Origin of the sequence: Pseudomonas asiatica, from assembly GCF_009932335.1 — a bacterium.
Lineage (GTDB): Bacteria > Pseudomonadota > Gammaproteobacteria > Pseudomonadales > Pseudomonadaceae > Aquipseudomonas > Aquipseudomonas asiatica.
Genome location: NZ_BLJF01000001.1, coordinates 912,387 through 936,642, shown reverse-complemented (window position 1 = coordinate 936,642; position 24,256 = coordinate 912,387). Strand labels below are relative to the sequence as shown.

20 protein-coding genes are annotated in these 24,256 nt (G+C 64.2%); 14 read left to right on the top strand and 6 right to left on the bottom strand.

Translation table 11 applies throughout. The features are described from left to right. Nucleotides 1-43: 43 nt before the first annotated feature. From GYA95_RS04290 to GYA95_RS04280, 3 genes are all read right to left on the bottom strand, one after another. Nucleotides 44-475: a D-Ala-D-Ala carboxypeptidase family metallohydrolase gene (locus GYA95_RS04290; protein WP_015269507.1), complete on the bottom strand. Its 432-nt coding sequence runs from the start codon at nt 473-475 to the stop codon at nt 44-46. Between the two features lie 108 nt (nt 476-583). Then, the gene (locus GYA95_RS04285; protein ID WP_004376101.1) at nt 584-823 is read right to left on the bottom strand and encodes a glutaredoxin family protein; all 240 of its coding nucleotides are present in this window, start codon (nt 821-823) and stop codon (nt 584-586) included. A gap of 71 nt (nt 824-894) precedes the next feature. Further along, nucleotides 895-2,103 (bottom strand): ammonium transporter, encoded by a 1,209-nt coding sequence (locus GYA95_RS04280; RefSeq protein ID WP_015269506.1) that lies wholly within the window; start codon nt 2,101-2,103, stop codon nt 895-897. 313 nt (nt 2,104-2,416) lie between these two features. Between GYA95_RS04280 and GYA95_RS04275 the strand changes: the two genes are divergently transcribed. The 8 genes from GYA95_RS04275 (at nt 2,417) to dacB (ending at nt 11,490) form a co-directional block, all read left to right on the top strand. Next, nucleotides 2,417-2,731 carry a DUF883 family protein gene (locus GYA95_RS04275; protein ID WP_013971684.1) on the top strand — a complete coding sequence of 105 codons (315 nt, stop codon included), beginning with the start codon at nt 2,417-2,419 and terminating at the stop codon, nt 2,729-2,731. A gap of 9 nt (nt 2,732-2,740) precedes the next feature. Further along, nucleotides 2,741-3,115, top strand: coding sequence for a phage holin family protein (locus GYA95_RS04270; protein ID WP_013971683.1), 375 nt, complete (start codon nt 2,741-2,743; stop codon nt 3,113-3,115). Further along, the gene (locus GYA95_RS04265) at nt 3,112-3,441 is read left to right on the top strand and encodes a hypothetical protein (protein WP_013971682.1); all 330 of its coding nucleotides are present in this window, start codon (nt 3,112-3,114) and stop codon (nt 3,439-3,441) included. Before GYA95_RS04270 ends, GYA95_RS04265 begins: the two co-directional genes overlap by 4 nt. 145 nt (nt 3,442-3,586) lie before the next feature. Beyond that, nucleotides 3,587-4,918: a deoxyguanosinetriphosphate triphosphohydrolase gene (locus GYA95_RS04260; protein ID WP_013971681.1), complete on the top strand. Its 1,332-nt coding sequence runs from the start codon at nt 3,587-3,589 to the stop codon at nt 4,916-4,918. Between the two features lie 283 nt (nt 4,919-5,201). Next, nucleotides 5,202-5,819, top strand: coding sequence for a response regulator transcription factor (locus tag GYA95_RS04255; RefSeq protein WP_015269505.1), 618 nt, complete (start codon nt 5,202-5,204; stop codon nt 5,817-5,819). Between the two features lie 8 nt (nt 5,820-5,827). Then, nucleotides 5,828-9,460 (top strand): ATP-binding protein, encoded by a 3,633-nt coding sequence (locus GYA95_RS04250; RefSeq protein WP_015269504.1) that lies wholly within the window; start codon nt 5,828-5,830, stop codon nt 9,458-9,460. 41 nt (nt 9,461-9,501) lie between these two features. Continuing rightward, complete coding sequence (locus GYA95_RS04245) at nt 9,502-9,846, top strand: YggL family protein (RefSeq protein WP_004376110.1); 345 nt, start codon at nt 9,502-9,504, stop codon at nt 9,844-9,846. 186 nt (nt 9,847-10,032) lie between these two features. Next, nucleotides 10,033-11,490, top strand: a complete 1,458-nt coding sequence (gene dacB, locus GYA95_RS04240) for a D-alanyl-D-alanine carboxypeptidase/D-alanyl-D-alanine endopeptidase (RefSeq protein WP_015269503.1) — start codon at nt 10,033-10,035, stop codon at nt 11,488-11,490. Between the two features lie 136 nt (nt 11,491-11,626). Here dacB and GYA95_RS04235 read toward each other — a convergent pair whose 3' ends face one another. Continuing rightward, nucleotides 11,627-14,017, bottom strand: a complete 2,391-nt coding sequence (locus GYA95_RS04235; RefSeq protein WP_015269502.1) for a sensor domain-containing diguanylate cyclase — start codon at nt 14,015-14,017, stop codon at nt 11,627-11,629. A gap of 94 nt (nt 14,018-14,111) precedes the next feature. Next, nucleotides 14,112-16,304 carry a bifunctional 23S rRNA (guanine(2069)-N(7))-methyltransferase RlmK/23S rRNA (guanine(2445)-N(2))-methyltransferase RlmL gene (gene rlmKL, locus GYA95_RS04230; RefSeq protein WP_015269501.1) on the bottom strand — a complete coding sequence of 731 codons (2,193 nt, stop codon included), beginning with the start codon at nt 16,302-16,304 and terminating at the stop codon, nt 14,112-14,114. A gap of 561 nt (nt 16,305-16,865) precedes the next feature. Between rlmKL and rmf the strand changes: the two genes are divergently transcribed. Next, nucleotides 16,866-17,081: a ribosome modulation factor gene (gene rmf, locus GYA95_RS04225; RefSeq protein WP_003248687.1), complete on the top strand. Its 216-nt coding sequence runs from the start codon at nt 16,866-16,868 to the stop codon at nt 17,079-17,081. Between the two features lie 94 nt (nt 17,082-17,175). On the opposite strand, the gene GYA95_RS04220 is transcribed toward rmf, so the two are convergent. After that, entirely contained in the window at nt 17,176-18,201 is a 1,026-nt protein-coding gene (locus tag GYA95_RS04220; protein WP_015269500.1) for a quinone-dependent dihydroorotate dehydrogenase, read from the bottom strand. Nucleotides 18,202-18,480: 279 nt separating this feature from the next. Here GYA95_RS04220 and GYA95_RS04215 point away from each other — a divergent pair, with 279 nt between their 5' ends. The 5 genes from GYA95_RS04215 (at nt 18,481) to cobA (ending at nt 24,252) form a co-directional block, all read left to right on the top strand. Further along, nucleotides 18,481-19,695, top strand: coding sequence for a CmpA/NrtA family ABC transporter substrate-binding protein (locus GYA95_RS04215; RefSeq protein ID WP_015269499.1), 1,215 nt, complete (start codon nt 18,481-18,483; stop codon nt 19,693-19,695). Between the two features lie 12 nt (nt 19,696-19,707). Then, on the top strand, nt 19,708-20,283 hold the full coding sequence (locus GYA95_RS04210; protein ID WP_013971673.1) for an ANTAR domain-containing response regulator: 576 nt from the start codon (nt 19,708-19,710) through the stop codon (nt 20,281-20,283). Between the two features lie 309 nt (nt 20,284-20,592). Then, nucleotides 20,593-21,804 (top strand): nitrate/nitrite transporter, encoded by a 1,212-nt coding sequence (locus tag GYA95_RS04205; protein WP_015269498.1) that lies wholly within the window; start codon nt 20,593-20,595, stop codon nt 21,802-21,804. Nucleotides 21,805-21,813: 9 nt separating this feature from the next. Further along, a complete protein-coding gene (locus tag GYA95_RS04200) occupies nt 21,814-23,484 on the top strand; it encodes a bifunctional protein-serine/threonine kinase/phosphatase (RefSeq protein WP_015269497.1) in 1,671 nt (556 codons plus the stop codon). Between the two features lie 27 nt (nt 23,485-23,511). After that, nucleotides 23,512-24,252, top strand: a complete 741-nt coding sequence (cobA, locus tag GYA95_RS04195) for a uroporphyrinogen-III C-methyltransferase (protein WP_015269496.1) — start codon at nt 23,512-23,514, stop codon at nt 24,250-24,252. Nucleotides 24,253-24,256: the final 4 nt, after the last annotated feature.

Sequence of the window (24,256 nt, the reverse complement as noted above, 5' to 3'; positions counted from 1 at the left end):
TATATACAGCATACGAATATCCCCTTGCCGCCGTCAATGCGCTTCATTGCAGGCCCGGCAGATAGCCGGTGCCTTTACGGATGGTCAACACCTGGCGCCGAGGGACGCCGCGCGACACGGCCAGGTGCACCCAGTCATCGAATTCGAGGATCAGCTGGTCGAAGGGGATGGTGCTTTCGCTGATCCGTCGCACAACCTCGCGCGGGGTCACTTCAATCACCGTGAAATCAGCCGCCAGCCCCTGCAGATGCTTGCTCGTCAGCGTCCCGCCAATACGCTGGTTGACTGCGGGGCTGCGATAGCCACTGCTGACGATGACCGGTGCGCCGAACAGCGCGCGCACCTGCTCCAGTGCATTGCACAGCAACTGCAGGTTGGCACGCGCCTCGGCTGGAGGATTGTTGTCGAGCCCTTCCCTGGCGGCGAGCTGCGAAACAGTCATTTCATCGAGGGTGAAATGGGGGGTAATGCGCATGGCTGGATTCCTGATGACCGGTGAAGGATGCCGGCCTCAACGTGCCGGCAGCGGATCATCACAACGCTGCACACCCCATGGAGCAGGGACAGACCTCCCCTTGCGCAATTACTGCGCGAGAAACGCCACCACCTGTTCGGCATCGAACGGCCAGTGCAGCTCGGCGCCGTTGTCACAACGGCGCAGCACCGGAATGATCAGGCCATAGCGTTCGAACAGAGTTTCGTTCTCGGCAATGTCGACCAGTTCCACCAGCAGGCCATGATCGACGAAGGGCATCAGCACGGCCTCGGCCACTTCACACAGGTGGCAGCCGAGGGTGCCGAACAGTTGGCATTCAGGCAGCATGGGGGCAAGTCCGCTTTGGCAGAGAGAAACCTATTCTAGGTCCGTCCTGCCCACAGTGCACCTGACCTGGCTCAATCCTGGCTGGTGGCGCCGATACGGTGTAGCGACAGGTCCGCGCCCTGGAACTCCTGCTCATGGCTCAAGCGCAGCCCATGCAGCGCGCGGATTGCACCATACACGGCAAAACCGCCGGCCAATGCCACCACCACGCCCATCAGGCTGCCCAGCAATTGGCTGACCAGGCTGACACCGCCCATGCCACCCAGCACCTCCTGGCCGAAGATGCCGCAGGCCATGCCACCCCATACACCGCACAGGCCATGCAACGGCCACACACCCAGCACATCGTCGATCTTCCAGCGGTTCTGCGCCGCGGTGAAGGTCCAGACGAACAGCGCCCCCGCCACCAGGCCGGTGGCCAGCGCACCAATCGGGTGCATCAGGTCGGAACCGGCACAAACCGCCACCAGCCCGGCCAGCGGCCCGTTATGCAGGAAGCCCGGGTCGTTACGCCCGGCCAGCAAGGCCGACAGGGTGCCACCGACCATGGCCATCAGCGAGTTGATCGCCACCAGGCCGCTGACACCTTGCAGGGTCTGGGCACTCATGACGTTGAAGCCGAACCAGCCGATGATCAGGATCCACGACCCCAATGCCAAAAAGGGAATGCTCGACGGGGCAAACGCCACCAACCGGCCATCGCGGTAGCGCCCACGGCGCGCACCCAGCAGCAACACCGCCGCCAGCGCCAGCCAGCCGCCCATGGCATGCACCACCACCGAGCCGGCAAAATCATGGAACGGCGCGCCGAAGCGTGCCTGCAACCAGGCCTGGACGCCCAGGTTGCCGTTCCACACCACGCCCTCGAAGAACGGGTAGATGAACGCTACGATCAATGCCGTGGCACACAGCTGCGGCACAAATCGCGCCCGCTCTGCGATGCCCCCGGAGATGATTGCCGGGATCGCCGCAGCGAAGGTCAGCAGGAAGAAGCACTTGACCAGCGCATAGCCATGGTCGGCCGCCAACGCTGCCGCCGGCTGGAAGAAGCTGACCCCGTAGGCGATCCAGTAGCCGATGAAGAAGTACACCAATGCCGAAATAGCGAAGTCGCTGAGAATCTTCGACAAGGCGTTGACCTGGTTCTTGTGGCGTACAGTGCCCACTTCGAGAAACGCGAAGCCGGCATGCATGGCCAGCACCAGGATGGCGCCCATGAGAATGAACAGGGTGTTTGAACCGTGGACCAGAGAGTCCATCGCGCTGTGCATGTTTTCCATGAAATAGGCAGACCTGCTGAAAAAGGCACCAGGACAGTTCAAGAACCTGCATCCCTGCACCGAATCGGTGCCAGCTCCCTGCCCCGTTTCGGTGAACCGGGCGGAGCCTGCTTGGTTTTTTCTTGGGTTTGTCGTGGATTGAGTTAAGGTTTATCGGTATCCGCTGCGCTGACGCCCTGAATCGGCGCAATACCCGACCAGGGCGCCCCGCAACGTGGCAAAGCCTTAGCAAGGCCCATACCAGCGCCGGTACTTGAACCTTCCGCGCGTGCTATTACTCGAACTACCAACACTCATCGACAGGGAGATACCCATGGCCAGCAAATCGGCAAAGACTGCACAAGAGATATTGATGGCTGACTTCCAGGCACTGGTCCGCGACACCGAGAAGCTGCTGGCCGACACTGCCAACCTGGCAGGCGACCAGGCTGACGAGTTGCGTGAACAGATCCACGACCGCCTGACCCAGGCCCGCGAAACCCTGCAACTGACCCAGGACTCGGTGCGGGAACGCGGCCAGGCAGCATTGAGCAGTGCCGAACAGTACGTGCAGGAAAAACCGTGGCAGGCGATCGGCATTGCCGCTGGTGTCGGCCTGTTGATCGGCCTGCTGGCCAACCGGCGCTGAGGGGTTTCCATGGAGAACGACGCCAACGGCGCCAGCGCCTCGGGCAAACGCCTGGGGGCGGCTGCCCTGGGGCTGCTGCACAGCCACATCGAACTGTTCGGCATCGAATTGCAGGAGCAGAAGGGCCGCACCTTGAGCCTGCTGCTGTTCGCCGGCCTCGCCCTGGTGTTCGCCCTGCTTCTGCTGACGGCGTTGTCCGGGCTGTTGCTGGTGCTGCTGTGGGATAGCTATCGCCTGGCCGGCATCATCGGCCTGTGCGTGTTCTACGGCATAGCCGCGCTGTATTGCGGCTTGCGCCTGAAGGCAGCGGTGTTCGACGAGTCGTCGCCCTTCGGCGCCACCCTTGAGGAACTTGCCAAGGACCGGGAGCGCCTGTTGCCATGAGCCTGCCAGAACTGCCAAACACCCGTAACCCGCGGGAACTGCGCAAGGCGCTGCTGCGCCTGCGCATGGAAATGCACCGCCAGGAAATCCGCCACGAGTCCGCGCAGTTGCTTGAGCCACTGCGCCGCGTGCGCGGCATGGGCAGCTCACTGCACGACGGGCTGGGCATCAAGCATGCGCCGCTGTGGGGGATTGGCGCCGTGGTGGCGCTGGGCTTCCTCACCGGCAAGGGCGTGCGCAGCGGCAACCTGGCGCGGCTGTTGCGCCTGGGCACCAGCCTGCTGCCGTTGCTGCGCCTGTACCTGCAAGGCAGCCGCCGCCCCTGACCATCGCAATCCTTGTAGGAGCAGCCTTGTGCTGCGAAGAGGCCGGGAGCGGCAAGGAATTTGTATCGATCAAACGGACCTCTTCGCAGCACAAGGCTGCTCCTACAGGATATGCTGCTGCCTTCGACCTACAGGAGACCGCGCCTTGGACTGGCACACCCTGCTCACCCGCGAACGCCTGGGCAAAGCCCTGTACAGCGCCGATGAACTCGGGCGCAGCCCCTTCCACAAAGACCACGACCGCATCATCTTCTCCGGTGCCTTTCGCCGCCTCGGGCGCAAGACCCAGGTGCACCCGGTTTCGAGCAACGACCATATCCATACACGCCTGACCCACTCGCTGGAAGTCAGCTGCGTCGGCCGCTCGCTGGGCATGCGCGTCGGCGAAACCCTGCGTGACAGCCTGCCGGACTGGTGCGCCCCCAGCGACCTGGGGATGATCGTGCAGTCGGCCTGCCTGGCCCATGACATCGGCAACCCACCGTTCGGCCACTCTGGCGAAGACGCCATCCGGCACTGGTTCCAGCAGGCGGCCGGGCGTGGCTGGCTGGACGACATGAGCGACGACGAGCGCGCCGACTTCCTCAACTTCGAAGGTAACGCCCAAGGCTTTCGCGTACTCACCCAACTGGAGTACCACCAGTTCGACGGCGGTACCCGGCTGACCTATGCCACCCTCGGCACTTACCTGAAGTACCCGTGGAGCGCACGCCACGCCGACGCTCTGGGCTACAAGAAGCACAAGTTCGGCAGTTACCAGAGCGAACTGCCGCTGCTCGAGCAGATCGCCCGCAAGCTCGGCCTGCCGCAACTGGAACACCAGCGCTGGGCGCGCCACCCGCTGGTCTACCTGATGGAGGCTGCAGATGACATCTGCTACGCGCTGATCGACCTGGAAGACGGCCTGGAAATGGAGCTGCTGCAATACGCCGAAGTCGAAGCACTGCTGCTCGATCTGGTCGGCGATGACCTGCCGGAAACCTACCGTCAGCTCGGCCCTGGCGATTCCCGGCGGCGCAAGCTGGCGATCCTGCGCGGCAAGGCCATCGAGCACCTGACCAACGCTGCCGCCCGTGCCTTCGTCGAGCAGCAGCAGGCCTTGCTGGCCGGGCAGCTGGCGGGCGACCTGGTCGAACACATGCACGGCCCGGCCAAGCGCTGCGTGCTGCAGGCCAAGGACATGGCACGCAACAAGATCTTCCAGGACAAGCGCAAGACCCTGCACGAGATCGGCGCCTACACCACGCTGGAAATCTTGCTGAACACCTTCTGCGGGGCCGCCCTCGAGCAGCACGGTGGACGCACGCCCTCGTTCAAGAGCCGCCGGGTACTGGACCTGATCGGCAACAATGCCCCCGACCCACACGGCTCGCTGCACAGCGCCTTCCTGCGCATGATCGACTTCATCGCGGGGATGACCGACAGCTATGCCAGTGAAATGGCCCGGGAAATGACCGGGCGCTCCAGCCCGACCTGAGCCCTGCCGGTGCAGCCCGGACATCGCCCGTAGCTGCACCGCACATTGTGGGAAACTTCCTACATATACTGGCGACAAGTTAAACGTCACGAATAAAAGTAAATGAAAAGTTACCAATCACGCTTTGACAATGAATTAAACGCGCTTATTTCGTAGCCCGAATTGTTTTATCTTGTAAGCCATTTCCCATATAGGGCTAATAGCCCTTCCTCGCATGCCCGATGACTTTCAACTGCGATAAGGTGCCGCCTGTCACCCTCAATCGCCCGCAGGGAAGTTGAACATGCATTCCATATTTATCGTCGACGACCATCCCGTCATCCGCCTGGCCGTTCGTATGTTGCTGGAAAACCAGAATTACAAGATTGTCGGCGAGTCGGACAACGGCGTGGACGCCATGCAGATGATTCGCGAAGCCGCCCCAGACCTGGTCATCCTCGACATCAGCATCCCCAAACTGGACGGGCTGGAGGTGCTTGCCCGGTTCCAGGCCATGGCCTTGCCCCTGAAGGTACTGGTACTGACCGCGCAATCTCCCGCATTGTTTGCCGTACGCTGCATGCACTCGGGTGCTGCAGGCTATGTGTGCAAGCAGGAGGACCTGAGCGAACTGCTCAGTGCAGTAAAGGCCGTGCTGGCTGGTTACAACTATTTCCCCAGCCAGGCAATCAAGCATAACCAGGCGGTAGATGCCGACCTGCAACTTTTCCGTCAGGTTAATGACCGCGAACTGATGGTGCTGCAACTATTCGCCCAGGGCCGCAGCAACAAGGAAATTGCCAAGGGCATGTTCCTCAGCAGCAAGACCGTCAGTACCTACAAGAAGCGCCTCATGCACAAACTTCAGGTCAATACGCTGGTCGATCTGATTGAAATGGCCAAACGCAACGCGCTGGTCTGAGGGTAGTCATGGCGCACAGTATCGCTCGCCTACTGCTCACCCTGCTCCTGTTCAGCGGCGTGGCACAGGCTACCCATCACGAGGCTTCATCCTATACCTTGCTGGCACGCTCATCGGCCAGGCCGGCATTACCAGCGCTCACGGACGAACAACGGCAATGGCTCGAAGGCCGTCAGGAACTGGTGCTGGGTACCTCGGCACCAGACTACCCGCCGTTCGACATCACCAGTGGGGGCCGCGACTACCAGGGCCTTACCGCCGAGTACGCAAGCCTGATCGGCAAGGCCCTGCAGTTGCCCGTGCGGGTGCTGCGCTTTTCCAGCCGGCAAGCGGCGGTCGAGGCGCTCCGGCAGGGCGATATCGACCTCCTTGGCAGCTCCAACGGCTACGAAGCGGCCAGCGATGGCCTGGCCCTGTCGGCCCCCTATGCCATCGACCAACCGGTGCTGGTAACGCGCGAGGACGAAAGCCGGGCGCTGGACACGGGCCTGGGCGGCATGCGCCTGGGCATGCTCTACCATTACCTGCCCCGGCAGGAGGTGAACAGCGCCTACCCCAAGGCCGAGCTTCTGGCCTTCGGCTCGTCCAGCCAGGCCCTGAGTGCCGTGGCGTTCGGCCAGGCCGACGTGTTCATCGGTGATACCATTTCCACCCACTACCAGCTCAATCGCGGCCACCTGCCGCGCCTGCGCATGGCCAGTTTCGGCAAGCACGAGGCCATCGGCTTCGGTTTTGCCCTGCGCCGCGAGGACAGGGTCCTGATGGATCTGGTGAACGCCACCCTGGACAGACAGACCTCGGCCATACGCGCCAGCATCTTCAAGCGCTGGAGCGCTGGTAGCGACCTGCTGCTGACCGACCGCAAGCTGCAACTGACCGACACCGAAGAACAATGGCTGAAAGACCACCCGGTGATGCGCGTTGCAATCGATGACACCGCTGCACCGGTCTCCTATTTCGACGGCTCGGGGCATTTTCGCGGCATCACCGCCGACCTGCTCGAGCTCCTTCGCCTGCGCACCGGCTTGCGCTTCGAAGTGCAGCGCGCCAGCGGCCTTGCCGACATGATTGCCCGCCTCAAGGATGGCCGCGCCGATGTCATTGCCGCACTGGCCAGCGGCGGGATGAACGAAGACGACCTGCAAATCAGCCAACCCTACCTGGAAAGCGCCTATGTGCTGGTCAGCCGCAAGGACAAACAACCCTTCACCTCGCTGGAACAGCTGCAGGGTCATCGCATCGCCATTACCCGCTACAGTGCCATGGACGCCATGCTGTCGCGGCACTATCCGCAAATCGGCTGGGTCGAGACCGAAAGCTCGTTCTATTCCATGGCGTTGCTCAACAGTGGTGCCGTCGATGCGGTGATCACCACCTTGATCGACGCCAACCACGCCCTGGCTGGCAATCCCGAACTGGTCATCCGGGCCACCGTCGGCAGCGAACCCGCCACCTTCGCCATGGCCACCAGCGCCCCGTCACAAGCGCTGGTGTCGATCCTCGACAAGGCGCTGCTGAGCATCTCGCCGGAAGAACTGGGGGTCATCAACAACCGTTGGCGCGGCTTCAGCCTGCACGAGGATGGCAACGACCACGGCTACCGCCGGCTGGCGATACAGGTGGTACTGGGCACCGCCGTGCTGTTGCTGCTGGCCTTGTTGTGGAATGCCCGCCTGCGCCTGCAGATTCGCCAGCGGCAACGCGCCGAACGGGCGCTGAACGACCAGTTGGCGTTCATGCGCGCCCTCCTCAACGGCACGCCCCACCCCATGTACGTGCGTGATCGCGAGGGCCGACTGCAAAGCTGCAACTACAGCTACCTGGAAGCCGTGCAGGCCCGCTCCGAGGAGGTCATCGGCAAAAACCTGGAGGGGAGCCTGTTCGCCGATTACGAGCAGACCCGGCAGATCCACGCCGATTATCTGAAGGTGATGGCCGAAGGCTCGCCGCTGATCATGGACCGGCCACTTCGGATCCAGGGCCGGGAGATGACCATCTACCACTGGATTCTGCCGTACCGCGACTCACTGGGTGAGGTGCAGGGCATCATCGGTGGCTGGATCGACATCAGCGAGCGCCGCCATCTGGTCATGGAGCTGCGCCAGGCCAAGCAGCAGGCCGATGATGCGAACCGCGCCAAAAGCACGTTCCTGGCCACCATCAGCCACGAAATCCGCACCCCGATGAATGCCGTCATCGGCATGCTCGAGCTGGCAGTCAAGCGCGCCGACCAAGGCCGTGTAGATCGCTGTGCGCTGGAGCTGGCCCACCATTCGGCCAAGGACCTGCTGGGCCTGATCGGCGATATCCTCGACATTGTGCGCATCGAGTCCGGGCATTTGTCCCTCGCCCCGGAGGCCGTCGACCTGGCGGCCCTGGTCGAGTCGGTGGGGCGCATTTTCGAGGGCCAGGCCCGGCAGAAAGGCCTGGCCCTGGAGGTGATCATCGCACCGGCCGCCCGCTGCCATGCCCTGCTCGACCCCCTGCGTTTCAAGCAAGTCCTGTCCAACCTGGTAAGCAACGCCATCAAGTTCACCGAGCATGGCCAGGTGCGCATATGCGTCGGCCTGGTGGACGACGGCAGCACTACCCCCGCAGTGCTGGACCTGGAAGTGCGCGACAGTGGCATCGGTATCCACGCCGACGACCTGCAGCGCCTGTTCAACCCGTTCATCCAGGCCAATCCGCATAGCCAGAGCGCCCGTGCAGGTACCGGGCTGGGCCTGGCCATCTGTCGCAACCTGTGCGAGATGATGGGCGGCAGCCTGACCATAAAGAGCCTGGAGGATGTCGGCACCCAGGTGCGCCTGAAGATGCCGCTGCAGCGGGTTGACGCAGCAGCGCAGCCGGCCCCGCTGATCGAAAACCTCGACGTGCCCGACCCACGGCTGAGCGTGCTGGTGATCGACGACCACCCGGCCAACCTGCAACTGATGGCACAGCAGCTTGGCTACCTGGGGCTTGAGCACACCAGTGCCCAAGACGGTCGCGAAGGCCTGGCTACCTGGCGGGCGGGCGACTTCGATGTGCTGGTGCTCGACTGCAACATGCCGCACATGAACGGTTACCAGCTGGCCACTGCCGTACGTACCGAGGAACGCCATGGCAAGCGGCAGCGCTGCACCATTCTCGGCTACACCGCCAACGCACAGCCGGAGGTACGCCGCAAGTGCCTGAGCGCCGGCATGGACGACTGCCTGCTCAAGCCCATCAGCCTGGGCACGCTCAGCCAGCGTCTTGCCAGTATCCGCCCACGCCGCCAGCAGAAACCGCGCCGCAAGCTCTATAACCTGGGCGGCCTGGCGACGGTGGTCGGGCATGACCCGAACGATCGCCAGCGTTTCCTGCAGGCGTTGCAGCAGAGCCTGCAGGCCGACCTGGCCACCTTGATGGCATTGCATCCGCAGCATGACAGCAATGCCATTGCCGAACAGGCGCACAAGGTGCTCAGTGCCGCGCGGATGCTGGAAGCCCCCGAGCTGATGAAAGCTTGCGAAGCCCTCGAGGCAAGCGGCTTGCCTACCACCCAGTTACGCCTGCGGCGCCAGGCACTGGCGCGGCATATGTGCCGGGTAGAACGTGCCCTGGCCAGGGAACTGGCCACAGGTACCTGCACACAGGCAGGCAGCCAGGCGTGTTAACTGGTAGACTGCGCGGCGTTATTACCTAAGAGGATTGTTTCATGGCCACAAACCGCTCCCGTCGTCTGCGCAAGAAGCTGTGTGTCGACGAGTTTCAGGAATTGGGCTTCGAGCTGAACCTGGAATTCAAGGAAGATCTGGATGACCAGGCAATCGATGCTTTCCTCGACGCGTTCCTGGCAGAAGCCATGGACGCCAATGGCCTGGACTATGTAGGCGGTGACGATTTCGGCCTGGTGTGCTCGGTCAAACGCGGCTCGGTCAGCGAAGAACAGCGTGCAGCCGTTGAAGCCTGGCTCAAAGGCCGTAGCGAACTGACCAAGATCGAGGTCAGCCCGCTGCTGGACGCCTGGTACCCGGAAAAGCCGATCAACAAGGCCGAGTAATACCGGCCCGGCTCGATCGCTGAAAAGGCTACCCTCAGGGGTGGCCTTTTTTATTGGGGGTGCTTTTCCGTCGAACGTGGCGCATCGTCGCTGCGCTTGGGGCATAATGCGTATTCTTTCACCCTGGGGCCATCATTCCTTACAGCCCCAATGCCCTTTTCCCTCGCCGTAGGGTATTTATCGATCATGATCAAAACGCTTCGTCCCCTCGTTCTTGCCGGCCTGCTGTTGCCACTCGCCCTGCCCAGCCAGGCCGCCGCCGTCAACACCACGCTGCCTGCCAAGGTGCAGCAGGCCCTCAAGGCCAACAAGCTGCAGGATTCTGCCCTGTCGCTGGTGATGCTGCCGCTTGACGGCCCCGGCACACCGACCATGTTCAATGCCGATGTCTCGGTCAACCCGGCCTCGACCATGAAGCTGGTCACCACCTACGCCGCCCTCGAATTGCTCGGCCCGACCTTCCAGTGGAAAACCGAGTTCTACACCGACGGCACCCTGAGCAACGGTGTACTCAACGGTAACCTGTACCTCAAAGGTGGCGGCGACCCGAAACTGAACATGGAAAAGCTGTGGCTGCTGATGCGTGACCTGCGCGCCAATGGCGTGCGCACCATCACCGGCGACCTGGTGCTGGACCGCAGCCACTTCGTGCAGCCCAACCTGCCGCAGTTCAACGACGACGGTGGCGATGAGAACAAGCCGTTCCTGGTCAAGCCCGACTCGCTGCTGGTCAACCTCAAGGCCCTGCGTTTCGTGGCCCGCAACGATGGCGGCAAGGTCACCATCGCGGTCGAACCGCCGATTGCCAGCATCCGTATCGACAACCAGGTCAAGGCGGTGGCCTCCAAACAGTGCTCGGGTGACGTGCGCTACAACCCGGTGCAGCAGGCCGATGGCATCAGCGTAACGGTCAGTGGCCAGCTGGGTGACGGCTGCAACTCGCAGACCTACCTGTCGCTGCTCGACCACCAAACCTACGCCGCCGGTGCCGTGCGCGCGATCTGGAACGAGCTGGGTGGCAGCATCCAGGGTGGCGACCGCTTCGAGAACGTGCCCAAGGGCGCTCGCCTGCTGGCCCGTGCCTTCTCGCCAGACCTGGTGGAAGTGATCCGCGACATCAACAAGTACAGCAACAACACCATGGCCCAGCAGCTGTTCCTGAGCCTTGGCGCGCAGTTCCGCACCGATGCCGACGGTGACGACGCCCGCGCCGCCCAGCGCGTGGTGCGCCAGTGGCTGGCGAAGAAGGGCATTACCGCGCCGCACCTGGTGATGGAAAACGGTTCCGGCCTGTCGCGTGCCGAACGGGTCAGCACCCGGGAGATGGCCGCGATGCTGCAGGCTGCCTGGAAGAGCCCTTATGCTGCCGAGTTCATGAGCTCGATGCCGCTGGTGGGTATGGATGGCACCATGCGCAAGCGCCTGAAGCGTACCGCCATGACCGGCGAAGGGCACATCAAGACTGGCACGCTGAATACCGTGCGGGCAATTGCCGGCTTCAGCCGCGACAGCAACGGCCATACCTGGGCGGTGGCGGCGATCCTCAACGATCCGAAACCGTGGGGCGCCTCGCAGGTGCTCGACCAGGTGCTGCTGGACCTGTACCGCCAGCCGAAACTGGCCGGCAGCACTGCGGCCAACTGATAGGTACAGGCAGCCAGTACCGGCCTCTTCGCGGGCTTGCCCGCTCCCACAGGTATTGCACCAAGTTCAATAACGGTGCAGTACCTGTGGGAGCGGGCAAGCCCGCGAAGAGGCCGGCACCGACAACCAAAAACGATCAGGCCAACTCCCCCTCTACCCGGTCACGCCCGGCCTGCTTGGCCGCATACACGCCTGCATCGGCCCGCAACAGCAAGGCATCGGCCCCTTCCCCCGGTCGCCAACCCGCCACACCAAAACTCGCGGTCACCCTGCCCACGCCTTCCACTGGCACATTGCGCACCCCATGCCACAGTTCCAGCGCCAGCAGCCGCGCTTGCTCGGCATCGCTCCCCGGGCACAGCACCATGAATTCCTCGCCGCCCAACCGGCAGAAAACATCGGTACGGCGCAAACGCTGGCTGATACGCAGGCACAGGCTGCGCAGCACGCGATCGCCGACAGCATGGCCAAAATGGTCGTTGATGCGCTTGAAGTGATCGATATCGAGCATGATGACCGCCAGTGCCTGGCCATCGCGCTGGGCCCGTTCCAGCTCGAGCTTGAGCCGCTCCTGAAAGTAACGGCGATTATGGATGCCGGTCAGCGAATCGGTCACCGACAGCGCCCGCAACTCTTCCTCCACACCCTTGAGGTCGGAGATATCGGTCAGGTAGCCATGCCACAACGTGCAGCCCTGCTCGCCCACCTCCGGTGTCGCCTCGCCACGCACCCAACGCAGCCCGGCACGCGGCAGGCAGACCCGATATTCTTCACGCCAGGGCGACAGGTGTTCGGCCGAGTAACGCACCGAGCGGCGCACGCGCTCGAGGTCATCCGGGTGGATGCGCTCGAACACCGCCGTGGCATCCTCGCGCAATTGCTGCAGATCGACTTCGTAGATGTCGTACAGGCCCTTGCTGGCGTACGGAAAACAGGAATGGCCGTTGCCATCCAGGCGGTACTGGTAGATGCCGCCCGGCACCTCGGCACTGAGTTTTTCCAGAAGGCGGTCACGCGCCGCCAGCGCCTCATGCACCCGACGCCGTTCAGTGACATCGATGCAGATCGCCAGGTAACCGATCCATAACCCCTGCTCATCGAGCATGGCGGTGACCAGCATGTTGGCCACCAGTTGGCTGCCATCGGCGCGCAACAAGGTCCACTCCCCCGGCTCGGCACCATGCTCCTGCACCGTTTCGGCAAACATGGCCTGACCACCTGCAATCGGCCGGCCGAAACGCAGGCTCAAGGCATGGGCACGCAGGCTCAACTCCTCGGGCAACACCAGGTCCTCCAGGCGCAGCTTGCCGATTGCCTCGCTGGCCGGGTAACCGAGCATGCGCTCGGCACCGGCGTTGAAGGTGCTGACCAAGCCCTTGAGGTTGGTGGCGATGATCGCCACCTGGGTTGCGGCATCCAGCACGCTGCGCAGTTGGTTATGGGTACCACGCAGTGACTGCTCGCTGACCCGTAGCTCGGCGGTACGCTGCTCTACCAGGGCCAAGGCGCGCTGGCGCTGGCTGAACAGGCTGTAGAGCAACACACTGAGCAGCAGGCTCAACAAGCCGCCCAGCAGGCTTACCGCCAGCACCGCGGAGGAGCGGTTGGCGCGCACGAAGGCCAGGCTCGGCCGGATACTCAGCTGGAAGTGGTGGTCAGCCAGGTGCAACAACTGGTTGATGGCCAGCGGCAGAGGTGCGACCGGGTTCTGTGAATCGAACATCACCTCAGGGCCATGCAGCCCGGTGGGGTCGACGATACGCACCACCAGGTTATCGTGTGCCGTAACCGGGCGCCCGTCACTGACCAGTTCACGCATGCTCAGCAGGGCCATCACATAGCCCATTGCCGCGCCGCGGGGGTTGGCATCGGAAAACACTGGCGCCACCATCAGCAGGCCACGCGCATCCGAGCTGGTATCGAACATGGGCAGTGGCTCGGACACCGCCATGCTGCCGGGCCCCAGCGCCCGCGCCAGTGCCGCCAAGGGCACTTCCTGGCCGGCGAGGTCCAGACCATAGGGCAGCCCGGGCAATTCACCCGACTGGGTATAGAGTACCGGGAAGTAATGGTCGCGCTGGGGGGATGGGTGCCACTGGCCTTGTTCATCCTGGTCGCGGATCACATAGCCCGGGCCGAAATGCACACTGGCCTGGCGCTCGAACTCGGCGCGTTGCGCGGCCTCGACACGCGGCGCCCAGGCGTAGGCCAGGGTCCGCTGCAGCAATGGCCGGGCGTAGCCGTCGAACTCGTGTGGGGTGATTTCGTTGGAAAAGCTGAAAAACCGCCGCAGCCCGTCCAGGCGCTGCTGCTGTTCATCAAACCGCTCGGCGATACGGCTGAAACGCTCGCTGGCCAGCAGCTCGAAGCGCTGGCGCAGTTGCTGCTTGTAGAAGGTTTGCGTGGCTAACGCCAGGACGGCCGTCAACAGGCCACCCACGATCAGGGCGACCACGGCCACCGCCCAGGCGGACACTGCCTCTGTGCACAGGCCAAGCAACCGCGCACGCACGCCACCCTTTGACATACACCCATCTCGTCACGTCAGCGTCCTGCGGATTATCTTGCCCTGCCCTCAGTTATAGCTATTGGCCATTAGCCGCGCAATGTACCTCGTCGCCTCAACGAAGCTGCAGACGCCAGGCACGATGGATACGGTTATTGCGCGCGAAGTCCGGGTCCAGGGTCTGGGCCGTGATCTCTTCCACCGCATAACGCGCCATCAGGTGCTCGTCCAACTGGAACTTGCGGAAGTTGTTGGAGAAATACAGCACGCCACCCGGCGCCAGGCGGGCCATGGCCAGGTCCAGCAGTTGCACGTGGTCACGCTGCACATCGAACACGCCTTCCATGCGCTTGGAGTTGGAGAAGGTCGGCGGGTCGATGAAGATCAGGTCATAGCTGTCGCGGTTGCCTTCCAGCCAGGCCATCACATCGCCCTGCTCCAGGCGGTTGCGCTCGGAGAAGCCATTGAGCGCCAGGTTGCGTCGCGCCCAGTCCAGGTAGGTTTTCGACAGGTCGACGCTGGTGGTGCTGCGCGCGCCGCCCTTGGCCGCGTGCACGGTGGCCGTGGCGGTGTAGCAGAACAGGTTGAGGAAGCGTTTGCCGGCTGCTTCGCGCTGGATGCGCATGCGCATCGGGCGATGGTCCAGGAACAGGCCCGTGTCGAGGTAGTCGGTGAGGTTGACCAGCAGCTTTACGCCACCTTCGTTAACTTCCTGGAAGCGGCCTTCGGTCGCCTGGCGCTCGTACTGGCGCGTGCCGCTCTGCCGCTCGCGACGCTTGAGCACCACACGCTGCGGCGAAATGCCCAGGGCCTGCGGGATGGCTGCCAGCGCGTCAAGCAGGCGTGCCTGGGCCTTGTCCGGGTCGACCGAACGTGGCGCGGCGTATTCCTGCACGTGCACCCAGTCCTGGTACAGGTCGACCGCCAGGGCATATTCGGGCATGTCGGCGTCGTACAGGCGGTAGCAATCGACCTGCTCGCGGCGGGCCCACTTGCCCAGTTGCTTGAGGTTTTTCTGCAGGCGGTTGGCGAACATCTGCGCCCCTTCCGACAGGCGCGCCGGCTCGCTGGCCGGTGCTGCCTGCTGGCGGGTTTCCGCGCCTTCAGGCTGCGCCTCGCGGCGCTCGCCGGTAACGAACTGGTCGGGCTGCACCTTGAACAGCAGCAGCTTGCACGGCAAGGCGCCGTTCCAGAACGCGTACTGCTTGTGGCTGCGAATACCCATGCGCTTGCCCAGCTGCGGCGCGCCGGTGAACACCGCCGCCTCCCAGCCCATGCAGGCCTGGCGCAGACGCTCGCCGAGGTTCTGGTAGAGGTACAGCAGGCTGGCTTCGTCACCCAGGCGCTCGCCATAGGGCGGGTTGCTGATGACAAGGCCTTTCTGGTTCTGGTCAGGGCGCGGCTCGAAGGTACTGACCTCGCCCTGGTAGATCTTCACCCAGTCGCCCAGGCCGGCACGCTCGACGTTGTTGCGGCCTGGCTGGATCAACCGCGGGTCGGCCTCGTAGCCACGGATCCACAGTGGTGGCTTGGCCAGACCGGCCTGTGCCCGCGCCTGCGCCTCGTCATGCACCTTGCGCCACAATGCCGGTACGTGGCCGAGCCAGGCACTGAAGCCCCAGCGCTCACGCTTGAGGTTGGGCGCGATATCGGCGGCGATCATCGCCGCTTCGACCAGGAAGGTACCCACACCGCACATCGGGTCGGCCAGCGCGCCACCTTCGGCGGCAATGCGCGGCCAGCCGGCGCGGATGAGTACCGCCGCCGCCAGGTTTTCCTTCAGCGGCGCGGCGCCTTGCTGCAGGCGGTAGCCACGCTGGTGCAGGCTGTGCCCGGAAAGGTCGAGCGAGAGAATGGCTTCGCCACGGTCCAGGCGCAGGTGCACGCGCACATCAGGGTCGATCTTTTCCACCGACGGGCGCAGGCCTTCACGGTTGCGCAGCTTGTCGACGATCGCGTCCTTGACCTTCAACGCACCGAAGTGGGTGTTGTCGATGCCCGAGCCATGGCCGCTGAACTCAACCGCCAGGGTGCCGTCGGCTGTCAGGTGATCGGCCCAGTCGACCGCGTGCACGCCGTCGTAGAGGTCGTCGGCGTTCTTCATGGAGAAGCGCTTGAGTACCAGCAGCACCCGGTTGGCCAGGCGTGACCAAAGGCACAGACGGTAGGCGGTTTCCATGTCGGCGGCGCCGCGAATGGCCGAGGTGTGCTCGCGCACGTCATCCAGGCCGAGGCCCCGCGCCTCTTCGGCAAGCAGGCCTTCCAGGCCTTTAGGGCAAGTGAGGTAAAGTTCGAAACGGTCCGACATGAGTAATCCAGCGCCTTGGGCTATTTGACTGACGGGGCGACGCATCGCCCCGCGATGTTTGCCCGCACACCTTTCCAGCAGGCGTGCGGGTGGCCCTTCCCGACACGCGAGCGTGCGATGAAAGGCCGGGCCGCCTGACCGATCTGTGCTTGGCCCAGTGGCAAAGACAGCTTAGATCATCAGGCAGTATGAAAAATTCTGGCGATACCAGGGCCGATGTGACCCTTCGTCGCATTTCAAATTATTTCTGTCATCCGCAAGCAACGCTGGCGAAATGACGTCAATGATCGGCAAACCCTGATCATAGCGGGCTCAACGCTAAACAAGGTTGAGTCGCATTTATTTACTTATCCCCTCACCCTTGGAAAGGTTACGTGCTTATGACAAATCGATCATTCACACCGTGACTCGCATTCGATAGAACTGGTCTCAGGCCACTTCGCAACGAGGTGGCACTTTCAGCTCGCCACGCCGGCAGCGAGCGCACACCGGCAGAAAGACTCTGCCCGGCCTCGGAGAGGCCGACGGGACATTACAGTCAACAAGTGAGGGCAACACCCTATGAGAAGACTTAAGCGTGATCCGTTGGAAAGAGCATATTCACGTGGCTACCAATACGGGGTCACCGGCAAATCCCGCGAACTTTGCCCCTTCAATCTTCCTTCTGTTCGCCAAGCCTGGATCAACGGCTGGCGTGAAGGTCGCGGTGATAACTGGGACGGAATGACTGGCACCGCTGGCATCCATAGACTCAACGAAAATCACGCCGTTGGCTGAACGAGGACACTGAATTCGATTCACCATGCACGCCCTATCCGGGCGGCGGGCGAAGGCCCAGGGGCCCCTTGATGGGGCCCTTTTTTATTGCCGATCAAACCCGTGGCATTGCCGCGATAGCGTCCACCGCCTCGCGAATCAGCGCCGGCCCTTTATAGATGAAGCCGGAGTAGATCTGCACCAGGCTCGCCCCGGCAGCGATCTTCTCGGCGGCATGGCGGCCTTCGGTAATGCCGCCAGCGGCAATGATCGGCAGCTTGCCGCCCAGCTCACCCGCCAACACCTTGACGATATGGGTGCTCTTTTCCAGCACCGGCGCACCCGACAGGCCACCCGCCTCGCCACCGTACGGCAGGCCTTCGACACCTTCACGGCCCAGCGTGGTATTGGTGGCGATCACCGCATCCATGCCCGACTCGATCAGCGCCGCGGCCACCAGGGCGGTTTCTTCGTCGCTCATGTCCGGGGCAATCTTGATTGCCAGAGGTACGCGCTTGCCATGCGTGCCGGCCAGTTGCTCGCGGCGCACGGCCAGGGCATCGAGCAGTTGCTTGAGCGAATCGCCGAACTGCAGGCTGCGCAGGCCCGGGGTGTTGGGCGAACTGACGTTGACCGTGATGTAACTGGCCTCGGTGTACACCTTGTCCAGGCAGATCAGGTAGTCATCGACGGCACGCTCCACCGGGGTGTCGAAATTCTTGCCGATGTTGATGCCCAACACACCGTTGTAACGCGCAGCCCGTACCCGGCCGAGCAGGTGATCAACGCCCAGGTTGTTGAAGCCCATGCGGTTGATGATGGCCGTTGCCTCTGGCAGGCGGAACAGCCGCGGCTTGGGGTTGCCCGGCTGCGGTCGCGGGGTGACGGTGCCGATTTCGACGAAGCCGAAGCCCAGCTGGGCGAAACCGTCGATGGCCGCACCGTTCTTGTCCAGGCCGGCCGCCAGGCCCACCGGGTTGGCGAAGTTCAAGCCCATGACCGTAACCGGCAAAGCCGCCGGCTGCTTGCACAGCATGCCGTTGAGGCCGAGACGGCCACCGGCGCCGATCAGGTCCAGGGACAGGTCGTGGGAGGTTTCCGGGGAAAGCTTGAACAGCAGCTGGCGGGCCAGGGTATACATGGGCGGGCAAGGCTCGGGGTGAATGAGGGGGCGATTATAGCCAGCGTGGGGCCGGCATGACAGCAAATCGTGGGGCTGCTGCGCAGCCCATCGCCAGCAAGCCAGCTCCCACAGGTACAACACAAGGGCTGAAACCTGTGCTGTATCTGTGGGAGCTGGCTGCCGGCGATGAGGCCAATGCAGGCGGCACAGGGCAGTTGCCCCACAGGGATGCTGCCAGATGGCACATCGGTTGCACCGGAAAAGCCCACAGCCTTATCGGTACGGGCGAGGAACCTTGTGAACACTGCACCCCGAGCAACGCCCCTGGCCTGGGTCAACGGCAGCGACGCGCCGGAAAAGCCCAGCCTGAACATCGGCTACATGGCCCTGACCGACTGCGCCTCGGTGGTAGTCGCCGCCACCCAAGGCTTCGCCCAGCAGCACGGCCTTACCCTCAACCTCAAGCGCCAGGGCTCCTGGGCCGGGCTGCGCGACAAGCTGGTCAGCGGCGAACTGGATGCGGCGCACTGCCTGTATGGCCTGGTGTACGCCGTGCACCTGGGCATCGGCGGTGTACCGGCCAGCGCCATGGCCGTGCTCATGGGGCTGAACCAGAACGCCCAGGCCATAAACCTGTCCCCGGCCCTGCAGCGCAAAGGCGTGACCAACCCTGAAGCACTGGCGCGCCTGGTGCACCAGCATGGCGCACGCCTCACCTTCGCCCAGACCTTCCCCACCGGTACCCACGCCATGTGGCTGTATTACTGGCTGGCCAGCCAGGGCATCCACCCATTGCGCGACGTCGACAGCGTGGTGGTACCACCGGCGCAAATGGCTGCGCATATTCAGGCCGGGCGCATCGACGGTTTCTGCGTGGGCGAACCCTGGGCTGCCGACGCAGTGGCCACGGGCCAGGGCTTCACCCTGGCCACCAGCCAGTCGATCTGGCCGGACCACCCGGAAAAAGTCCTGGCCTGCGCCCGCGCCTTTGCTGAGCAATACCCCAACAGCGCCCGCGCGCTGATCAAGGCGGTACTCGCCGCCAGCCGCTTCATCGAGCAAAGTCCGGAAAACCGCCGCAGCACTGCGCAACTGCTCAGCAGCAGCGCCTACGTGGACACTCCGCTGGCAAGTATCGAGCCGCGACTGCTCGGCAGCTACCACGATGGCCTGGGTAATCACTGGCAAGATCCGCACGCCCTGCGCCTGCACGATCACGGCCGGGCCAACCTGCCGTACCTGTCCGACGGCATGTGGTTCATGACCCAGTTCCGCCGCTGGGGCTTGCTGCGCGATGACCCCGACTACCTCGGCGTGGCGCGCCAGGTCCAGCAACTGGCACTGTATGGCGAGGCGGCACAAAGCCTCGGCGTGGCCTGCCCCGAGCAGCCGATGCGCAGCAGCCTGCTGATAGATGGCAGCCGCTGGGACGGCAGCGACCCCTACGGCTATGCCCGCAGCTTCAGCCTGCATGCGCTGGGCGACCTGCCCGATGCCCGTGTCGGCGCGTGAGGGGGACCATTCATGTTGCGCATCCTGCTGATCGACGACACCCAGAGCAAACTCGGCCGCCTCAAGGCGGCCTTGAGCGAGGCCGGCTTCGAGGTCATCGAAGCCCCAGGCCTGACCATCGACCTGCCCGCCTGCGTTGAAACGGTGCGCCCGGACGTGGTGCTTATCGATACCGACTCACCGGACCGCGATGTGATGGAACAGGTGGTCCTGGTCAGCCGTGACCAGCCACGGCCAATCGTGCTGTTCACCGACGAGCACGACCCCGGGGTGATGCGCCAGGCGATCCAGGCAGGGGTCAGCGCCTACATCGTTGAAGGCATTCATGCCGCGCGGCTGCAACCGATCCTGGACGTGGCCATGGCCCGCTTCGAAAGCGACCAGGCGCTGAAGGCGCAGCTGCTTGCGCGCGACCAACAACTGGCCGAGCGCAAGCGCATCGAGCAGGCCAAGGGTTTGCTGATGAAGATGAAGGACTGCAACGAAGAACAGGCCTACACCCTGATGCGCCGCCAGGCCATGAGCCGGCAGCAGAAGCTGATCCAGGTGGCCGAGCAGATCATTGCCATGCACGAGATGCTGGGCTAGCAACCTGCTTCAAGCGGTCCCCTGTAGGAGCGGCCTTGTGTCGCGATGGGCTGCACAGCAGCCCCGGTAATCTCTGCCGCGAAGCTTAGATCCTGGGGCTGCTGCGCAGCCCATCGCGACACAAGGCCGCTCCTACAAGGGGACTGCAACTTCTCAGAGTTGGCCCATCTCTTGCTGAACAAATATCACCGGTAGCCAACGGCGGTTGCCCCACTTAATCCCCGACAAAGACGTCGCTCTCCCCTCCACGCACGTGGAGCGGGTAGCGGCGTCTTTTTCGTTCCGTTGCATTGCCGAGTGAGGTGTTCGATGAGTACCAGCTTCTGGAAATCCGGGCATGTGCCCACGCTGTTCGCCGCGTTCCTGTACTTCGACCTCAGCTTCATGGTCTGGTACCTGCTTGGCCCATTGGCGGTGCAGATTGCCGCCGATCTGCAGCTGAGTGCACAACAACGGGGCCTGATGGTGGCCACGCCGATCCTGGCCGGGGCGATCCTGCGCTTCGCCATGGGCGTGCTGGTCGACCGCCTGTCGCCCAAGACCGCCGGGCTGATCGGCCAGGTGGTGGTCATCGTCGCCCTCGCCGCTGCCTGGCACCTGGGCGTGCGCAGCTATGAACAAGCGCTGCTGCTGGGCGTGTTCCTCGGCTTTGCCGGCGCTTCGTTCGCTGTGTCACTGCCGCTGGCCTCGCAATGGTACCCGCCACAGCACCAAGGCAAAGCCATGGGCATTGCAGGTGCCGGCAACTCCGGCACAGTGTTCGCCGCCCTGCTGGCCCCGGCGCTGGCTGCGGGCTTTGGCTGGAACAACGTGTTCGGCTTCGCGCTGATCCCGCTGTCGCTGGCCCTGTTGGTGTTCGCCCTGCTGGCACGCAATGCTCCGCAGCGGCCCAAGCCAAAAGCCATGGCCGACTACCTCAAGGCCCTGGGCGACCGTGACAGCTGGTGGTTCATGTTCTTCTACAGCGTCACCTTCGGCGGCTTCATCGGCCTAGCCAGCGCCCTGCCCGGCTATTTCAGCGACCAGTATGGCCTGAGCCCGGTCACCGCCGGCTACTACACCGCTGCCTGCGTGTTCGCCGGCAGCCTGATGCGCCCGCTCGGCGGCGCCCTGGCCGACCGCTTCGGCGGCATCCGCACCCTGCTGGGCATGTACAGCGTGGCGGCCATCGGCATCGCTGCAGTCGGCTTCAACCTGCCTAGCGCCGCCGCCGCACTGGCCCTGTTCGTCAGCGCCATGCTCGGCCTGGGGGCCGGCAATGGCGCGGTGTTCCAGCTTGTGCCGCAACGCTTCCGCCAGGAGATCGGCGTGATGACCGGGCTGATCGGCATGGCCGGCGGCATCGGAGGCTTCCTGCTGGCCGCCGGGCTTGGCACCATCAAGCAGCACACCGGTGACTACCAACTGGGGCTGTGGCTGTTCGCCAGCCTGGGCTTGCTGGCCTGGTTCGGCCTGCACGGCGTGAAACAGCGCTGGCGCACCACCTGGGGCTCGGCTGCGGTTACCGCGGCGCGAGTCTGAGGCACAGCCATGAGCCTGCAACTGAACTTTGCCCAGGCCAGCGCCACCGGGCCGCGCGAGGAAAATCAGGACGCCCTGCGCCTGGTTACCCCGGCGCCGGAGCTGGCCGCCAGCAAAGGCTACCTGTTCGCCCTCGCCGACGGCGTCAGCCAATGTGCCGATGGCGGCCTGGCAGCCCGTGCCAGCCTGCAGGCGCTGGCCCTGGACTATTACGCCACCCCCGCGACCTGGAGCGTGGCCCAGGCACTGGACCGCCTGCTGCTGGCGCAAAACCGCTGGCTGCGCGCCCAAGGCAGTGGCCAGCCACTGCTGACCACCCTCAGCGCGCTGGTGCTGCGCGGCCGACGCTTTACCCTGGCCCACGTGGGCGACTGCCGCGTGTACCGCTGGCACGCCGGGCGCCTGCAATGCCTGAGCGAAGATCACGTATGGGACCAGCCTGGCATGCAGCATGTACTGAAGCGCGCGCTGGGCCTGGACCAGCACCTGCTGGTGGATTACCTGGAAGGCGAGCTGCAGCCAGGCGAGAGCTTCCTGTTGTTGAGCGATGGCGTATGGGCCAGCCTGGGCGACCAGCACATCCAGGCGGTGCTGCGCGAGCAACCCGACCTGCAACTGGCCGTCGATACCCTGGTCGCCAGCGCGCACCTGAACGGCAGCCAGGACAACGCCAGTGCCTTGCTGGTGCAGGTCGAGCAATTGGGCACTGCCAACCTGGGTGACACCCTGGCGCAACTGCAGCAATGGCCGGTGCCCGGCCCATTGCGTGAAGGCCAGGTAATCGATGGCTGGCAAGCCGAAAAGCTGCTTTCGCAAAGTCGCCAGTCGCTGCTGTACCGGGTGCGCGATGGTCAGGGCCGAGCCTGGCTGCTGAAGACACTGCCACCCGCGCGCGGGCAGGAGCCCGGTGCGGCGCAAGGGCTGTTGCTGGAAGAATGGTTCCTGCGCCGGGTCGCTGGCCGGCACTTCCCCGAGCTGCACACCGCCAGCCAGCGCCAGCACCTGTACTACGTGATGCGCGAATACCCCGGCCAGAGCCTGGCGGCGCTGCTGGCCGAGCATGGCCCGCTGCCCATGCCGCAGTGGCTGGAGCTGGCCCGGCAACTGTTGCAGGCGGTCGGCGTATTGCACCGGCGCAACCTGCTGCACCGCGACATCAAGCCAGAGAACCTGCACCTGGGCAGCGATGGCCAGCTGCGCCTGCTGGACTTCGGCCTGGCCTACTGCCCGGGCCTGTCCGAAGACCCGCTGCACGAGTTGCCGGGTACGCCGTCATACATTGCCCCGGAAGCGTTCGACGGCCAGCCGCCCAACCCACGCCAGGACCTGTATGCCGTGGGTGTGACGTTGTATCACCTGCTGACCGGGCATTACCCCTACGGCGAGGTGGAGGCCTTCCAGCGCCCACGCTTCGGCCAGCCGGTCAACGCCGCGCGCTACCGCCCTGACCTGCCGGAATGGCTGCAGCACAACCTGCAGCAGGCACTGGCAGCCGACCCGGCGCAGCGCTTCGAAACCGCCGAACACTGGCTACTGCTGCTCGAACGTGGCGACCGCCAGGAGCTGCCCACCCGGCCACGGCCGTTGCTGGAGCGCGAACCGTTGAAGGTCTGGCGCACCCTGGCCCTGCTGTCCTTGCTGTTCAACCTGATTTTGCTGCTCACCCTGCTCAAGGGCTGAACGCACCTTGCCGATGAGGAAACCCTGATGAATGCGAAAGTCTGGCTGGTTGGTGCTGGTCCTGGCGACCCCGAACTGCTCACCCTCAAGGCTGTACGCGCATTGCAGCAAGCCGCTGTGGTGATGATCGACGACCTGGTCAACCCGGCGGTGCTGGAGCATTGCCCACAGGCCCGGGTGATTGCCGTGGGCAAGCGCGGCGGCTGTCGCTCCACGCCGCAGGCATTCATCCAGCGCCTGATGCTGCGCCATGCGCGGCAAGGGCGCTGCGTGGTGCGGCTCAAGGGCGGCGACCCGTGCATCTTCGGCCGCGGCGGTGAAGAGGCGCTGTGGTTGCAGGGGCATGGTATCGAGGTGGAAGTGGTCAATGGCATTACCGCCGGCCTGGCCGGCGCCACGCAATGCGGTATTTCCCTGACCTCACGTGGCGTAAGCCGTGGCGTGACGCTGGTCACGGCCCATACCCAGGACGACAGCGAACTGAACTGGGCGGCCTTGGCCCAGGGCGGGACGACCCTGGTGGTGTACATGGGCGTGGCCAGGCTGGAGCAGGTGCGCCAAGGGTTACTGGACGGGGGCATGGCACCGGCGACGCCGGTGGCGATGATCGAGAATGCCTCGTTGCCGCAGCAGCGGGAATGCAGGAGCGATGTGCGGGGGATGGTCGAGGATGCGCGGGGGTTTGGCTTGCGTAGCCCGGCGATTTTGGTGATTGGGGAGGTGGTTGGAGAACAGCAGGCCCTGGGGCTGATCGCAGTCACGGGCTGAACGC

Bases quoted from the DNA above. Each gene is read 5' to 3' on its own strand.
- GYA95_RS04255 (WP_015269505.1), top strand. From the start codon at position 5,202: ATGCATTCCATATTTATCGTCGACGACCATCCCGTCATCCGCCTGGCC.
- GYA95_RS04205 (WP_015269498.1), top strand. From the start codon at position 20,593: ATGAGTACCAGCTTCTGGAAATCCGGGCATGTGCCCACGCTGTTCGCC.
- GYA95_RS04235 (WP_015269502.1), bottom strand. From the start codon at position 14,017: ATGTCAAAGGGTGGCGTGCGTGCGCGGTTGCTTGGCCTGTGCACAGAG.
- GYA95_RS04265 (WP_013971682.1), top strand. From the start codon at position 3,112: ATGAGCCTGCCAGAACTGCCAAACACCCGTAACCCGCGGGAACTGCGC.
- GYA95_RS04200 (WP_015269497.1), top strand. From the start codon at position 21,814: ATGAGCCTGCAACTGAACTTTGCCCAGGCCAGCGCCACCGGGCCGCGC.
- GYA95_RS04270 (WP_013971683.1), top strand. From the start codon at position 2,741: ATGGAGAACGACGCCAACGGCGCCAGCGCCTCGGGCAAACGCCTGGGG.
- cobA (WP_015269496.1), top strand. From the start codon at position 23,512: ATGAATGCGAAAGTCTGGCTGGTTGGTGCTGGTCCTGGCGACCCCGAA.
- GYA95_RS04245 (WP_004376110.1), top strand. From the start codon at position 9,502: ATGGCCACAAACCGCTCCCGTCGTCTGCGCAAGAAGCTGTGTGTCGAC.
- rmf (WP_003248687.1), top strand. From the start codon at position 16,866: ATGAGAAGACTTAAGCGTGATCCGTTGGAAAGAGCATATTCACGTGGC.
- GYA95_RS04210 (WP_013971673.1), top strand. From the start codon at position 19,708: ATGTTGCGCATCCTGCTGATCGACGACACCCAGAGCAAACTCGGCCGC.
- dacB (WP_015269503.1), top strand. From the start codon at position 10,033: ATGATCAAAACGCTTCGTCCCCTCGTTCTTGCCGGCCTGCTGTTGCCA.
- GYA95_RS04220 (WP_015269500.1), bottom strand. From the start codon at position 18,201: ATGTATACCCTGGCCCGCCAGCTGCTGTTCAAGCTTTCCCCGGAAACC.
- GYA95_RS04285 (WP_004376101.1), bottom strand. From the start codon at position 823: ATGCTGCCTGAATGCCAACTGTTCGGCACCCTCGGCTGCCACCTGTGT.
- GYA95_RS04290 (WP_015269507.1), bottom strand. From the start codon at position 475: ATGCGCATTACCCCCCATTTCACCCTCGATGAAATGACTGTTTCGCAG.
- GYA95_RS04275 (WP_013971684.1), top strand. From the start codon at position 2,417: ATGGCCAGCAAATCGGCAAAGACTGCACAAGAGATATTGATGGCTGAC.
- GYA95_RS04250 (WP_015269504.1), top strand. From the start codon at position 5,828: ATGGCGCACAGTATCGCTCGCCTACTGCTCACCCTGCTCCTGTTCAGC.
- rlmKL (WP_015269501.1), bottom strand. From the start codon at position 16,304: ATGTCGGACCGTTTCGAACTTTACCTCACTTGCCCTAAAGGCCTGGAA.
- GYA95_RS04280 (WP_015269506.1), bottom strand. From the start codon at position 2,103: ATGGAAAACATGCACAGCGCGATGGACTCTCTGGTCCACGGTTCAAAC.